This window comes from Bradyrhizobium sp. STM 3557, assembly GCF_045571465.1.
Lineage (GTDB): Bacteria > Pseudomonadota > Alphaproteobacteria > Rhizobiales > Xanthobacteraceae > Bradyrhizobium.
Map to the genome: position 1 here is coordinate 4940009 of NZ_CP120697.1, position 14407 is coordinate 4954415.

General features: G+C 62.4%; 11 protein-coding genes. All 11 read right to left on the reverse strand.

Translation table 11 applies throughout. The features are described 5' to 3' along the window. Positions 1-5: 5 nt before the first annotated feature. Positions 6-1325, reverse strand: coding sequence for an MFS transporter (locus tag P6U24_RS22660; protein ID WP_407154717.1), 1320 nt, complete (start codon positions 1323-1325; stop codon positions 6-8). A 260-nt stretch (positions 1326-1585) separates the two neighbouring features. Then, positions 1586-2365: an IclR family transcriptional regulator gene (locus tag P6U24_RS22665; protein WP_407154718.1), complete on the reverse strand. Its 780-nt coding sequence runs from the start codon at positions 2363-2365 to the stop codon at positions 1586-1588. Between the two features lie 244 nt (positions 2366-2609). After that, entirely contained in the window at positions 2610-4067 is a 1458-nt protein-coding gene (locus P6U24_RS22670; protein ID WP_407154719.1) for an aldehyde dehydrogenase family protein, read from the reverse strand. After that, positions 4064-5341 carry an NAD(P)/FAD-dependent oxidoreductase gene (locus P6U24_RS22675; RefSeq protein WP_407154720.1) on the reverse strand — a complete coding sequence of 426 codons (1278 nt, stop codon included), beginning with the start codon at positions 5339-5341 and terminating at the stop codon, positions 4064-4066. The genes P6U24_RS22670 and P6U24_RS22675 overlap by 4 nt, the downstream gene beginning before the upstream one ends. A gap of 43 nt (positions 5342-5384) precedes the next feature. Beyond that, complete coding sequence (locus P6U24_RS22680) at positions 5385-6554, reverse strand: alanine racemase (protein WP_407154721.1); 1170 nt, start codon at positions 6552-6554, stop codon at positions 5385-5387. Positions 6555-6580: 26 nt separating this feature from the next. Next, positions 6581-7405, reverse strand: coding sequence for a GNAT family N-acetyltransferase (locus P6U24_RS22685; protein ID WP_407154722.1), 825 nt, complete (start codon positions 7403-7405; stop codon positions 6581-6583). Between the two features lie 222 nt (positions 7406-7627). Further along, the gene (locus tag P6U24_RS22690; RefSeq protein WP_407154723.1) at positions 7628-8938 is read right to left on the reverse strand and encodes an NAD(P)/FAD-dependent oxidoreductase; all 1311 of its coding nucleotides are present in this window, start codon (positions 8936-8938) and stop codon (positions 7628-7630) included. Positions 8939-9003: 65 nt separating this feature from the next. Continuing rightward, a complete protein-coding gene (locus P6U24_RS22695; RefSeq protein ID WP_407154724.1) occupies positions 9004-9882 on the reverse strand; it encodes an ABC transporter permease in 879 nt (292 codons plus the stop codon). 38 nt (positions 9883-9920) lie between these two features. Beyond that, on the reverse strand, positions 9921-10871 hold the full coding sequence (locus P6U24_RS22700) for an ABC transporter permease (protein WP_407154725.1): 951 nt from the start codon (positions 10869-10871) through the stop codon (positions 9921-9923). Positions 10872-10944: 73 nt separating this feature from the next. After that, the gene (locus P6U24_RS22705; protein ID WP_407154726.1) at positions 10945-12609 is read right to left on the reverse strand and encodes a peptide ABC transporter substrate-binding protein; all 1665 of its coding nucleotides are present in this window, start codon (positions 12607-12609) and stop codon (positions 10945-10947) included. Between the two features lie 19 nt (positions 12610-12628). Further along, positions 12629-14305: an ABC transporter ATP-binding protein gene (locus tag P6U24_RS22710; RefSeq protein ID WP_407160555.1), complete on the reverse strand. Its 1677-nt coding sequence runs from the start codon at positions 14303-14305 to the stop codon at positions 12629-12631. Between the last annotated feature and the right edge of the window lie 102 nt (positions 14306-14407).

Below are 14407 nucleotides of genomic sequence, written 5' to 3' on the forward strand. Positions count from 1 at the left end.
TCTCCTCAGTGGACGGCCACGGCGTCTCGCAGCGGTGTTCCTTCGAAATCTGGAATCGATTCGATCCGTCCCAGCACCACGACATAGAAGAAGATGCCGATCAGCAGTACGACGCCGGCGATCATGAAAGCGCCGGCAAACGATTGCGTCCAGTCGACCACGACGCCGGTCACGATCGGCGCGAGAACGCCCATCATGTTGTTCGTGAAATTCAGAATGCCGCCGACCGTTCCCGCGCCGCCCTTGGGCGCGATCAGCGACACGATCGAGGACCCGACGGGCGCAGCGGCGGATAGGCCCGAGATCGCAATCGACAGCCAGAGCAGCGCCCACCCCGGCTTCACAGTGAACGCTGCGCCGATCACGGCAAGCCCCATCAGCATGCCGACGATGATCACCGACTGCCGGACCCTCGTGCTGTCGTAACCGCGGGCAATGAGGTGATCCACCAGGAATCCGCCGATCAGGAGGTCCGACAGGGTCGCGAAAATCCAGGGGATCGTCGAATAGCCCGCGGCCGTCATCAGATTCATGTGCATGGTCTGGGCGAGATAGCCTGGCAGCCAGGTGAGAAAGAGATAGAAGGTGTAGCCGTAGGCTGAGAACCCAATGGTCAGCCCCCAGACCTTTCGGTTGCGCAACAGGTATCCGAGCATGCGGCTCTGTCCCGCCGTGGCCGGGCCTTCAGGCGTGCCGCCGCCAGCGACGATATAGTCATGCTCCGCCTTGGAGAGCTTCGGATCCTCGCTCGGATTTCGATAGATGACGTAGTAGGCGACGAAGTACAGAAAGCTCAGCAACGCCGTGACGCCGAAGCCCCAGCGCCAGCCGTACAGATAGATCACATAGGCGACCAGCGGCACGCCGATCACGTTGGAGAATTTGGCAGCGGAATCGAAGATCGCGGTCGAACGCGCGCGCTCGTCGAGTGGAAACCAGTGGCCGGTCGCTTTCTGACTTGCCGGAAATGCCGGCGCTTCCGCCACCCCGAGCAAGAGACGCGCAGCGGCGATACCGTAAAGACCGCTGGCGAGCGCGGTGATGGTGGCTGCAACCGCCCAGAGCAAGCTGCTGGCGCGGCCGACCGCGGTGACGCCGAAGCGGTCGAGCACCATGCCGCCGGGGACCTGCAACAGCGAATAGGTCCAGAAGAACGCGCTGCCGAGCAGGCCGATATCGGTGGCGGTGAGGCCAAGCTCTTTGGTGAGCTCGGGCGTCGCGGCGGACAGCCCGACCCGATCGATGTAGTTGATGAGGATTCCGACGCCGATGAGACAACCGATGAGCCAGCGTCGCCCAGGCACTGGTTGGCTTGCCTTCACCATTTTGAACCCTCCCTCAAACGCACGATCATGTTCCTTTGTCCGCCTAAACAGAACAGAGAACATTGCCAAGTCGGCTTTGTCCCTTATAGTGGACAATATTACCTTATAGCGTCACGTTAGATATTCCGGCGCTGCCATGTCAAGCCCGGGACGTTGAAGGGCCGCTTCGCCCGAATACGTCCGCCCAGGTCGCAAGGCCGCGCGAGGACGGCGCAGGAGCAATGCAGCCGCATTGCGCGAGCGCTGCCGGCCGGCTCGGCTCAGTGACGGTCTGAGAGTTCAGTGGCCGTGGCGACGAGGTCGTCGAGCAGCGCGGTCCTGCGCTCCTTCAGCGAGTCCGCGGGAATGACGAAGCAAAGCGTCGCGACCGCGACCCCCCTCTTGTCTCGGATTGGCGCGGCAAGACAGGACGTAAACCGGTCGGACAGCGCCGTCGTCACGCATCTGCCTTCGCGCCTTGCGCGCGCGACATCCTTGATGAAATCACCGACATCGAGCAGGCGCCCGTCAGGTAGGCGAAAATCCTCCTTCGGAACGAACGCACGAATCTCCGAAGGGCTCATGTGATCCAGCAGCAGCCTTCCGGATGCGGTCCACGGCAGCGGCACCTCGATGCCCACGTCAGTGGTGATCCGGAACAGGCCAGAGCCGTCCCTTGTGTCGACCACCACATATTTGCGGCCCCGCAGGGCGCAGAGTTGTGCGGTCGCACTATGCTTGGTCGCGAGCCGATCGAGAGCTTCGTGACATCGGCGATGCAGCGGATTGGCCTCCGCATAGGCCTGGCCGTAGAGATGCACCGCCTTGCCGAAATAGACCTGACCGCCCTCGCCGACCATTTCCAGCAGATCCGCCTCGATCAGGCGGTTGGCGATGGCATAGACGGTCGACCGCGGCGCGCCCATCTGCTTGGCGAGATCGCCGAGCTTGGAGGGTGCGCGCAAATGCAGCAGCGCTTCAAGGAGATCGATAGCCCGATCAATCCCGTTCTGGCGTTCCGCAGGCTGGATGCCCTTTTTGGATGCGGCCAAAATTCGCATACCCTTCGTAAGCTTTCCGAAAACGCGTTCTCGCATAAACCGCGCTGTCAGTATAGCGAACTCACATACAGAATTGGTTTGCCAATCGAGATCAGATTGGGATCTGGAGAGAACAAGCCGAATGACACGGCTGCACCTTGGTCAAGCGGTCGAAAGCGAGGCCTGATGAAGCGACACTAATCGCACCAACGGTCGGCGGAGATGGCATCATGCACCCAACATCACCTGCCGGTCGAGTGGCCCGTCACCGGTAGAAGCCGAGAATGGCCTTGGTCTCCAGATATTCCTCCATGCCCTCAAGACCGTATTCCCGGCCGTTGCCGGAACGCTTGTATCCGCCAAAAGGTGCGTTGGGGTCCCAGTCGGGATAATCGAGATGCACTTGACCCGACTGGATCTGCGCGGCCACCGTCCGCATCGTCTCAAGATCTGCGCCCTGCACATGGGCGCCGAGGCCATAAACAGTGTCGTTGGCGATCTCGATCGCCTCCTCCATGCTGTCGTAGGGAACGATCGACAGTACCGGACCAAAGATCTCCTCCTGCGCGATCCTCATCTCGCGATGGACGTTTGAGAAGATCGTCGGCCGCGCATAGAGGCCGATATGAAGGTCGTCGGGCCGGCCCTGCCCGCCAATGACGAGCTTGGCTTCTTCCTCCAGGCCGACTCCGATCATGGTCTGCACACGCTCGAACTGCGGCCGGTTGGCAATCGGACCATGGGTCCTCCTCTCCACAAGCGGATCGCCGACCACGCATTCCGAAGCCGCCGAAGCGGCGAGAACCTCAACCTCAGCCATCTGCGGGCGCGACACGAGCATGCGCGTCGGTGCGCTACAGGACTGGCCGAGATTGCGGAAGGCGGCGGCGACACCGAGCCGAACAGCGCGCCGCAGATCGGCATCCGGCAGGATGATGTTCGGCGACTTCCCGCCGAGCTCCTGGGCAACGCGCTTCACAGTGGGCGCCGCCGCTTGCGCGACCAGTACCCCGGCGCGGGTCGAACCGGTGATCGAGATCATATCCACCTGCGGATGCGCCGCCAGAGCGGCGCCCACGATTGGTCCTGTCCCGTTGACAAGATTGAATACGCCGGGCGGACAACCGGCATCCTCCATCAGCCCGGCGAACAGCAATGCGCTCAGCGGCGACAATTCGCTCGGCTTCAACACCACCGTGCAGCCGGCTGCGAGCGCCGGAGCGACCTTGGCTGTGATCTGGTATAGCGGCCAGTTCCAGGGCGTAATGAGGCCGCAGACGCCGATCGGCTCGCGCATGATCGCGGTGCTGCCCCGCCGGGCGACGAACGGATACCTCGTGAGGTTGTCGCGGGCGACACGGATATGTTCGGCGGCCAGCGGCACCTGCGCGCGCCGCGCGCAGGTGATGGCCACCCCCATCTCGCACGTCAGCGCCTGCGCGAACAGCTCCATCCGGTCGATGAGCAAACTGTGGACGCGGTCGAGCAGCGCCGCCCGCTCGGCAGCTGGCCTACGAGACCAGCCGGCAAAGGCTCCTCTCGCAGCGGCAATCGCGCAATCCACATCCTGCTCATTGCCGAGAGCGATATCGGCGATCGATCGCTCGGTCGCCGGGTTGACGACGCTCGTGGTGCTCGATCCAATCGGCTTTTGCCATTCGCCGCCGAGGTAGAATTTGTCGAGGAGGCCGGCTTCCATCAGGTATCGAACCGGCGACGTCATTGGAAGCGATCCTTGATCCTGTAGTAGGCGCCGATCAGCGGGAGGAACCAGGGAGGACCGAGGTGGCCCGGAATGGCCGGCCACGCGAAGTCTTTCCAGGGATTGAGCTCGGCGCGCCCGTCCATGACATCAGCCATGATCGTCCCCATCAGGGTCGACATCTGGGTGCCGTGGCCGCTGTAGCCCATGGAGTAATAGATGCCGTTGCGTTCGCCGGCGCGTGGCAGCCGGTCGCGCGTCATGTCGACCATGCCGCCCCAGCAATAATCGATGCGCACGCCGCGAAGCTCGGGAAAGACGTCGTGCAGCGCGGCCTGCAGGATCGCGCCGCTTTTTTCGTCTGATGCGGGATTGGAGATGGCGAAGCGCGCGCGTCCACCGAACAGCAGCCGGTTGTCCGGCGTGGTCCGGAAGTAGTTGACCAGGTTCTTCGTATCGACAGCCATACGGCGGTGTGGCAAAAGCCGATCGAGCGTCGCGATCGGCAACGGCTCGGTCACGATCAGGAATGCGCCGACGGGCACAATCCGCCGTCGAATCCAACCGAGCGGCCCGACATGCGAGATGCCGCTGGCTAACAAAACCTGCGAGGCCCGCAGCCGGCCCCTGGGCGTCTCGATCTCATGGCCTCCGCCGGCGGCGGGCCGCAGACCCGTCATCGGCGTGTGCTCGTGGATCTCGATGCCGCGCCGCGCCGCCGCTTGCGCAAGGCCGCGAACGAAGCGCCCGACATGCATGCCTGCGCTCTTGCGATAGATGAGGCCGCCGTAGTAGCGCTCCGATCCGACCTCGCCGGCGAGATCCGCACGGCTCACCATCGCCGTGTCGGGATCGATATTGGCGGCCAGCAGTTCCTGGCTTCGTGCCAGCTTGTCATAGTGCTCAGGCCGCGCGGCAAGCTTGATCTTTCCGCTGCGCGCGAAGTTGCAGTCGATGTTCTCTTCCGCGACCAGACGCTCGACCGTATCGACCCCGGCGTCGAAAGCCCGGTAGAGCCGGTCGGCGATATCCTTACCGAGCTTGGCTGAGAGCGTGCCGTAATCCTGAGCGAAGCCGTTGTTGCACATCCCGCCGTTCCGGCCAGACGCCGCGTGCCCGATCGTCTCGGCCTCGAGCAGCACGACGCGTGCGCCCTTCTTGGCGAGAGCCAGCGCGGCGGATGAGCCGGTCAGGCCGCCGCCGATCACCGCGACGTCGCAAGTCCCTTGCACCGGTCCTGCGGCGGCGCTCGTGAATGGCTCCGATGTATCCAGCCAATAAGATGTGAGCTTCATACCTCCGGCTCCAGATTTCCCTGACTGAATGCTGGGCTTGAGACTACCAGCCGCGCATCCGCAGCCATTGCGCTTCGATTGCGTCGTTTCCGGCGGTTACGACATTGTACAGGTCATGTTGCGACGCTGTGGCGCAAGCGTGATTGGGCAAGATCCTGACTTTCGCGCCGATCGAAAGATCCGGCAAAACGTGCGCCGAGCCGGATCTGATAGCCAGGATGCCGTGCTCCTGGCTCGCCTCTGCGACGATCAGGTCAGGATAGATGCTGCCTGAGAGATCGCAGACGAGGCCGTAGCGCTGATCTACGCGCTGCGCGGCAGTGCCGCGATCGCGCGACAGCGCCATCCAGCCCGCATCGACCAAAATCCAGCCTTTTTCCGGCTTGGTGCCGATGACCGTGGCGAGCACCGAGATCGCAATGTCGTCGATCCTGCAGACACCGACACCGTGCATCACCAGATCGAAGAACATATACACGCCGGCCCGCATCTCCGTGATGCCGGTCAGGTCCTCGGCGAAATGGGCGGTGGGCGTCGAGCCGACACTCACGACGGGGCATTGATGTCCCGCTGCTCGCAAACTGTCCGCCGCGGCAACGGCCACCGCCCGTTCGTTCTCCGCAGTGGCGACAAGGACCTGGGGCTCAGAGAGGCTGTAGGATTCGCCGGCATGCGTAAGAATGCCGGCGAGCTTTGCGCCGGCCGTGTCCAGCGCCGCCGCGACCGCGATGAGCTTGGGATCGGTAGCAGTCAGCCCGCCGCGGTGACCGTCGCAGTCGATCTCGATGAAGGCGGACGGCGTCACGCCAGCCGCACGACCGGCCGCGCCCAGCATCATCGCCTGTTCAGGCGAATCCAGCAGCACCTTGATGTCAACGCCTGCTTTCCGGAGGCGCATGGCCCTCTCGGCAGTGTGAGGCGCCAGACCCACGGCATAAGTCATGTCTCGGAAACCGTGCCGCGCGAAGTACTCCGCCTCCGCCAGAGTGGACACAGTGATTGGCCCCGGCCCGGATCGATATACGCGTCGCGCGACTTCAATGGATTTCGCGGTTTTCATATGGGGACGCAGCACGACGCCGCGCGCGGCCATGCGAGAGGACAGACGGGCGAGATTGCGATCCAGCCGCTCCTTGTCGAGCAGGAGGGCTGGTGTCGCCAACGCGCCGACCGTCGCGGCCGTCTCGCCCTGCTGGATCTCCGTTTCGCGCATCTTCTGGCGTAGCACCGCGCCGTCTCCTAGTTGAACGACTGGCTGGCGATCGCGAACATGCGCGCCGGTCCGGTCGATGATGCCTGTCCCAGGATCATCGTGGTCGCATCGCTGACCTGCCGCAGGCCGATGCTTTCGAGCCACTCGCCGAGTTGCGATGATGCAGAGGTATCGACTCGGACGAACACGCGCCCGAGACGCGCGAGCGAGGCCCCAATCAACGCGCGTGCGTCAGTCAGGCTATCAGCAACAACAGGACCGATGACATGCCCCCGGCCGAATCGGCGTGAGATGGCGTAGCCGCGAGTTGTGCCATCACGCTGCAAGACATAGCCATCCCCGCTCTGGACGAGCCGATCCAGCAGTGGCCGCCTCTCCCGAGCCGTGGCCTCTCGATCAAGGCGCGCAATCGCCTCGAAGTCCGATGCAGCCATGGCCCTGACCGAGGACGACGGCGGCGCCTCGTGGCATTCTATCGGAATTCCCTGATGCTGTTGGATGACCCCGATGGGGACGAAGCCGCGGCGCCGGTAGAGCATGATGCCTTCGGCCGTCGAGTTCAACACAATGCTCCGTGGATAGGCCGAAGCCAGCAACGCATCCATCAATTGCGCGCCATAGCCGCGGCCCTGGGCGGCTTTGGAAACGATGATCATGCCGGCCGACGCATGGCTCTCGCCATATGGCCACCAGGCCGCCGTTCCGATCACCACACCAGCCCGCTGCAGAACAAAGCCATGGCCCAATTGCAGCGCGAAATCCCAGTCCTCGATCCGATAAGGCCAAGACATCTCCTGCGAGAGCTTCAGGGCACCTTCCAGATGTGCTCTGGCGAAGGGGACCAGCAGCACGTCCTCACTCCCGCGATCTCCGACCGGGTAAGCTGCAACTGTCATGATGGCTCGACGTCTCTTGCTGAAGTTGCAGGCGTGACCAGTGATTGATACGGCGAGCCCACCTGACGCTCGTGCAGCCTGCAGCGTAATCTCGGTCCGACAGCATTAGGCGGCCGGATCTCAGCAAAGTTCGGCATAGTATTTCATTGATGACGCAGCAGGATGGTCAATCTGCTGTCAGCGGCTGGCGCGCCGCAGCGCAATCCGGTCGCGCATGCGATAGGTTTGAATGAAGGCAGGCATGAACCAGGGATTGCCGCGATAGAACGGGATGAAGGCCGGCGGCCGGAAATCAAAGGCAGTACGTGCCCGCTCGTGTTGTCCCATCAGCTTGTGAGCCGCACGCATACCGACCCATGGCGCCCAGACGACGCCCGAACCGCAGAAGCCGGTGGCGTAGACAATTCCGTTTTTCTCGAAAATGCGGGGAATCATGTCGCGGTTCATGGCGACATTGCCGAACCAGTTGTGTGAGAGGCGAACGCTCTCCAATTCCGGAAACAGATTGACCAGACCCTTGCGTAAAAGCAGCTTCGGGGCCACTGGATCACCGAGGCGGGAGCTGTCGCGTCCGCCGAGCAGAATACGTTTGCCGTCCGGCGAGGGTCGATAATAGAAGCCGACCTCGCGGTTCTCGGTGATCATCATGCGTTTCGGCATCAGCCGCGCCATGACGTCCGACGCGAGCTCTTCGGTCGCGATGATCCGGCTGCGAACCGGGACCAGCCGGCGGCGCAGGAAGGGCACAGCGCCGTCGGTGTAACCGTTCGTACAAACCAGCACCTGACGCGCCTGTACCGAGCCGGCCGCGGTCACGACGCGGAATCCCGCGTCATCCTTCTCTACTGAGACGACGGGTGTTCTCCCGTGGACGATCAACCCCGAAGCGAGTGCCACGCGCAGCAGCTCGGCGTGGAATTTCGCCGGATGCAGCCCACCGATGTCCATCCGAACCGTACCGCCACGGTAGACATCGGTGCCGATGTAATTGCGCTGCTCGGCATAAGGAACAGCGTGAGCCTCGATCCCCAGCCTCTTCGCGAGCCTCTCGGCGGTACGCGCCATGGCTTCGTATTGTTCATATCCGAAGGCGCCTTTGAACTGCCCGACGGGCTTGAAGTCGCAGGCGAGCCCTTCCGTCTTGATGAAATCATAGAGGAACTCGCGTGCGGCCTTGCCTTCCGCCTCGATCGCCAACGCCTTCTCCTCGCCAAACCGCCGTGTGAGCGTCGCGTGGTCAGGCCGAATGGATCCGCTGGTAATCCCACCGTTGCGCGTAGACGCTCCCTCCCCCGGATTCATCGCATCGAACGCAGCAACCGAGCGTCCCTCACGCGCCAACACCAACCCGGCCGAAAGCCCGGCATAGCCAGCACCCACGATCAGCACGTCGAGCTTCTTGGGCAATGGCTGCTGAGGCAGCTCCTTAGGCGGGGCGGCTTCCCACCAATAGGGCATAGCCTTCTCGGTGACTCCCGGCGCGTGCATGTCTTTGATCCTCTTATCTTCAGGCGCGGCTCTGCGATCGGCCTCGGCTCGTGTTGAGCTCGGTTTCAAATGTGGTCGTTTCGGACGTCGAGGGCATCTCGCAGGCCGTCGCCGATGAAGTTGAAGCTCGTCACGGCAATGGTAATTGCAGCACCGGGAATGATGGCGAGCCATGGAGCGCTCGCCAGGTACTGCTGGGCTCCATTGAGCATGTTGCCCCAGCTGGGCAGCGGCGGCTGGATGCCATAGCCGAGGAAGCTGATGTAGGCTTCTAGCAGAATTGCACGCGCGACGGTCAGGCTTGCGGCGACGATGATTGGACCCATGGCGTTGGGCAGGATCTCGCGGAACATGATGTGCCTCCCGCTAAGCCCGACCATGCGCGCAGCCTGGACAAACTCGCGCTCGCGCAGCGAGCGGACCTCGGCCTCGACGATGCGGGCAGACTCCATCCAGCTGGTGACGGCGATAATGATCGTGATCATGACGGGGCTCGGTCGCAGCGTTGCTGCGAGCGCCAGCACCAGGAAGATGGACGGGTACGAAAGGAAGCCGTCGACCGTGCGCATCAAGGCCGCACCGAGCCAACCGCCGCGATAGCCTGCCGTCAGCCCGACCAGCGTCCCAATCAGAGTCGACAGCAACATCGCGGAGAACCCCACCAGCAGCGAGACCCGCCCGGCCATCAATAATCGGGCAGCCAAGTCTCGCCCCAGCGGGTCGGTGCCAAAATAATGATGACCGGTCAGCGGAGGAGCAAAGCGGGCGCGCAGATCAATATGAAGCGAATCGTAGGGCAAGGCATAAGGGCCGATGGCGCACGCCAGAACGAGCAAGGCGATCATCGCAAGTCCGAGAAGAGCGAGATGGTGGCGCATGAAGCGGCTCACCAAACGGCTGTGCCACCAGCGAATTGGAGGCAAGTCGGCGGCGATAGTGGTCATGGCTGCGGACTCCTTTTGGCAGGCACGAAGCTCGGTCTTCAGCTCAAGCGAATGCGAGGGTCGACAACAGCGACGAGGATGTCTGCGATCAAATTGCCCAGCACGACCAGGATTGCAGAGAATATCAGCAGGCCCATCACGACCGGATAGTCGCTGTAACCGAGACTGTCGAGGAACAGCCGGCCCATGCCCGGCCAGGTAAAGACGGTTTCGGTCACTAAGGCGCCGGTCAGAATGCTAGGCAACTGCATCCCTGCCAATGTGATCATCGGCAAGAGCGCATTACCCACGACATGCTTGAGCAAGATGCGGCGCTCGGTCACGCCCTTCGCACGGGCCGTCTTGACGAAATCCTGGCAGAGCGAATCGAGTGTCGCCGTCCGCATGTAACGGCTCCAGACCGCGACATGAACCAGGGATAGCACGGCAGCGGGCAGGATCAGGTGGTGCAGATAGTCCAGCACCGACGCGTTGCCAATGGTGTACATGTTGCCGGCAGGCACCCAGCCGAGCTTCAGGGAAAAGACGTAGATGCCCACGAGACCGAACCAGAAGGTCGGGATCGACAGCGCTATCATGGCGCCGACGGTCGCCGAATAGTCGAAGAGGGAATACCGGTGAGTGGCGCTGCGGATTCCGATCCAGGTGCCGAGCGCGATCGCGAGGGCGGTCGACGTGCCCATCAGCAGCAGCGTCGCCAAGAGATGCCGGCCAATTACCGCCAGCACCGGAGAGCCGTCGCGGAATGAGTGTCCCCAGTCGCCCTGAATCAACCGCCAAGCCCAGTCAAGATACTGGAGCCACAGCGGCCGGTTCAGCCCCAGCTGCGCTGCGAGCCGCTCAACGTCCTTCTGAGTCATGCCCGGATCGAGCCCGAACTGTGCGAGAGGACCACCCGGCATGAGACTGAGGATCGTGAAGCCGATGATCGAAACGATCACCAGCAACACGATACTTTGCGAGAGACGGTTGAACAGGAACCCGGACATTCGAGCTCTCCATCTTACCTTGACTTACTGTTCGCTGCCGTCGTTGAGCGATGGCGGCTCCACCTTCGGGACGTCAGCTCGCCCAATACCAAGCGAGCGCGTTCCAGGATTCCGTGCGCGTATTGCCGTTCGGCACGAATCCGTTGATCCCTTTCTTGAGACCTTCAACCGCATTGCTCTGGTACAGCGGAAGGAAGGGCAGGTCGCGACGGACAAGTTCCTGGATGCGATAGTAGATCGCGCGCCGGGCTTCAGGATCGAAGGTCCGCGCGCCCTTGTCGAGCAGAGCATCGACCTCCGGATTTGTATACTGCGCATTGTTCGAGCCGCGCCCGCCCTTCGCTCCGATCGAACGCGAGTGCAGGCGATTGGTGACGTCCGGATCGGCGCCGATCAGGTACGAGCTGCCGACGATCACGGAATCGAATTGCGACTGCATCCAGAACTCGCCCCACATCACGGCGGCCGGCAGGTTCGATATCTTCATCTCGACGCCCAGCTGCGCAAATGTCTGCTGCAGGAACTGCTGCACCTGTTCGCGGAGGGGATCGCCCGAAGTGGTCGAGTTGGCGAAGGACAGACGGACGCCGTCCTTGGTGCGGATGCCATCGCGGCCCGGGAGCCAGCCTGCATTGTCGAGAATCTGGCCCGCGCGGTTCACGTTATATTCGTGCGGTTGCAGATTGGGGTTGAAGTAGAAGGACTGCTTCGGCATGAACGTTTCTGTCGGGCTCGGCACTCCGTAGTAGAGCCCTTGGATGATCGCCTCCTTGTCGATCGCGGCGTAAAGGGCCTCGCGAACGGCAAGCTCCTTGAACTGCGGACGCTCCAGATTCAGGTAGAAGGACTCGAATGACGTTCGTGGCACCAGCGTCACGACGCGGTTCGGCAGGTTCCGCGCTTCACCATAATGATCCGGCGTGATGTAGGGCTGGCCGACAAGATCGACGTCGCCGCTCTTGAACTGGGTGTAGAGGACAGTGAGGTCGGGAATGTACTTGAAGACCAGCCTTTCGATATGAGGGCCTTCTCCGAAATAATCGGGATTGGCCACCAGCTCGAGATGATCGCCGGCCACCCGCTGGCCCCACTTGAACGGGCCGGTGCCGACCGGCGCCTGGTTGAACGCCGCGTTGTTTATGTTGGCCTCCTTCTCGAGAACATGCTTGGGCACCATGAAGGTCTCGGTCAGGAACGACAGATAGGGCGCAAAAGCCTCCTCCATCCGCCACGTGATCTCGGTAGGTGATACCACCGTGATATCGCGTACGAGCGCATGCCCGGCCGTGCGCCAGCTCCGGAAGCCGGGGTTGGTGATCAACTCCAGGGTGAACTTCACATCCTCGGCCGTAAAAGGCTTGCCGTCGTGCCAGCGAATATTGTCGCGCAGGCGGATGTGCCACTTGAGGCCGTCTTCCGATATGCCGCCATTCTTCGGGCTGGGGACTTCTACCGCGAGATTAGGCTGGATTTCGCCTTTTGGGTCGATACGGAAGAGCGCGTCGAACAGCGAGAAATGCACGCCATCATCCACCTCGATATGCACCATCAGCGGGTTGAATACGGTCGGCTCCTGTCCGAGCCCGACGACGATGCGGCCGGTCGGCTTCGCCGGAGCAATCTGAGCGAAGGCAGGCCTGCCCAGCAGATTGGATGCACCGAGGCCGGCCGCCCCGGCGATCATCAATCGGAGTGCACTACGCCGCGAGTAGTTCGATGCAGCTTGAGCTTCAGTCATGACCCCTCCTCATTTGTGGCTATGTCCCGGCCAGTGTCGACCGACTTCCACCCTCTCTGGCGTCACTCGGCTGCTCCCCCGGAATCGCAGCGACGAGTTCACGCGTGTAGGCGGATTTCGGGTTCAGGAAAATCTGCGACGGCGGTCCACGTTCGACGATCTTCCCTCGATGCATGACGGCGATTTCATCGCAGATCTGACTGGCGACGCGCAGATCATGTGTGATGAAGATCATCGAGACGCCGGTCTCCCGCTGGATCTGGTCCAGCAGCTTCAGGATTTGCGCCTGGATCGATACGTCGAGCGCGGAGACCGCTTCGTCAGCGATCAGCAGTCTCGGCTTGAACATCAACGCACGAGCGATGCCGATACGCTGGCGCTGACCGCCTGAGAACTCGTGCGGATAGCGGCTGAAGCTTCCTGCATCCAGACCGACGTGGGACAGCAGCTCGCGCGCCTGCTCACAAGCCTTCTTGTAAGGCATTCCATGCGCAATCGGACCGACGGTCAGAATTTGACCGATCGTCGAACGTGGATTGAGTGAGGCGAAAGGATCCTGGAAGATCATCTGGATCTTGGACCGCAGTGGTCGAAACTCGGCTTCGGAAAGCCTTGCAATGTCACGCCCCTCGAACAGAATGGCGCCGCTGTCGCTGTCCAGGAGCTTGATCAGCAGTCGGCCAAGGGACGATTTGCCGGAGCCGCTTTCTCCGACCACGCCGAGCGTGCGTCCCGGCGCGAGATCGAACGACACCTCGTTCACTGCAGGCACGATCCGCTGCGTGCGAAAAAGCGCGCTGCCGCTGCGATAGGTCTTGACGAGACATTCGACCTGCAGGATGGAGGTCTTGGCAGCCGCTTCCGCTGGAATCCGGTCCTTGCCAGTCAGATGCGGCACGGCCGCGATCAGGCGGCGCGTATAGAGGTGACTTGGCGACTTCAGTACCTGCTCGGCACTGCCCTGCTCCACGCAACGGCCCTTCTCCATCACCACGACGGAATCGGCAATCTCCGCCACAACTCCGAAGTCATGGGTAATGAACATCACGCTCATTCCCTTGCGTCGCTGAATGTCGCGGATCAGCTGCAGGATCTGTGCCTGGGTCGTCACGTCGAGGGCCGTGGTCGGCTCGTCCGCGATCAGGATCGAGGGCTCGAGAGCCAGAGCCATGGCGATCATGACCCGCTGACGCTGCCCGCCCGAGAGCCGGAATGGATACTGGTGATACATCAGCGGCGGATCGGGCAACCCCACTTCGATCAACAACTCAATGGCTCGGCTGCGACGGGTCTTCGGGCTGCCGACCGCGTGTGCAGCCATCACCTCCTCGATTTGTTCGCCTACAGTCATCAGCGGATTGAGCGCGGAGAGCGGGTCTTGGAAGATCATCGAGACGACTCGGCCGCGCAGGTCGCGCAGCCTGTCCGGTGAGAGCCCTACGAGGTTCATCCCTTCGAGATGGATTGCTCCCGAGGACACACGGATCGTCTTGGGCAAGAGGCCCATGATGGCATTGGCCGTGACCGACTTGCCCGATCCTGATTCCCCGATGATGCACAGGATCTGACCGCGCTTCAGATCAAAGGAGACGTTCTCGACGGCCTGCACCCGCTCCATACCTGCCGGCAAGCTCACGGTCAGGTCGCGCACCGAGAGTGCCACATCTTCGGCTACATTCTCAGGGGCAGCGGCCATCTGAACATTCTCCCCTTTCAATCGCGCCGGGTCACCACGCCGCGGATTGGCTCTTCCGCCCTTTTCGCGACTGCGATGCGCGGACAGGTCAGCAGTTCGCCG

What these genes read in the sequence shown, in the direction of transcription:
- P6U24_RS22660 (WP_407154717.1), bottom strand. Translation starts at nt 1,325, where the DNA reads ATGGTGAAGGCAAGCCAACCAGTGCCTGGGCGACGCTGGCTCATCGGT.
- P6U24_RS22665 (WP_407154718.1), bottom strand. Translation starts at nt 2,365, where the DNA reads ATGCGAATTTTGGCCGCATCCAAAAAGGGCATCCAGCCTGCGGAACGC.
- P6U24_RS22670 (WP_407154719.1), bottom strand. Translation starts at nt 4,067, where the DNA reads ATGACGTCGCCGGTTCGATACCTGATGGAAGCCGGCCTCCTCGACAAA.
- P6U24_RS22675 (WP_407154720.1), bottom strand. Translation starts at nt 5,341, where the DNA reads ATGAAGCTCACATCTTATTGGCTGGATACATCGGAGCCATTCACGAGC.
- P6U24_RS22680 (WP_407154721.1), bottom strand. Translation starts at nt 6,554, where the DNA reads ATGCGCGAAACGGAGATCCAGCAGGGCGAGACGGCCGCGACGGTCGGC.
- P6U24_RS22690 (WP_407154723.1), bottom strand. Translation starts at nt 8,938, where the DNA reads ATGCACGCGCCGGGAGTCACCGAGAAGGCTATGCCCTATTGGTGGGAA.
- P6U24_RS22695 (WP_407154724.1), bottom strand. Translation starts at nt 9,882, where the DNA reads ATGACCACTATCGCCGCCGACTTGCCTCCAATTCGCTGGTGGCACAGC.
- P6U24_RS22700 (WP_407154725.1), bottom strand. Translation starts at nt 10,871, where the DNA reads ATGTCCGGGTTCCTGTTCAACCGTCTCTCGCAAAGTATCGTGTTGCTG.
- P6U24_RS22705 (WP_407154726.1), bottom strand. Translation starts at nt 12,609, where the DNA reads ATGACTGAAGCTCAAGCTGCATCGAACTACTCGCGGCGTAGTGCACTC.
- P6U24_RS22710 (WP_407160555.1), bottom strand. Translation starts at nt 14,305, where the DNA reads ATGGCCGCTGCCCCTGAGAATGTAGCCGAAGATGTGGCACTCTCGGTG.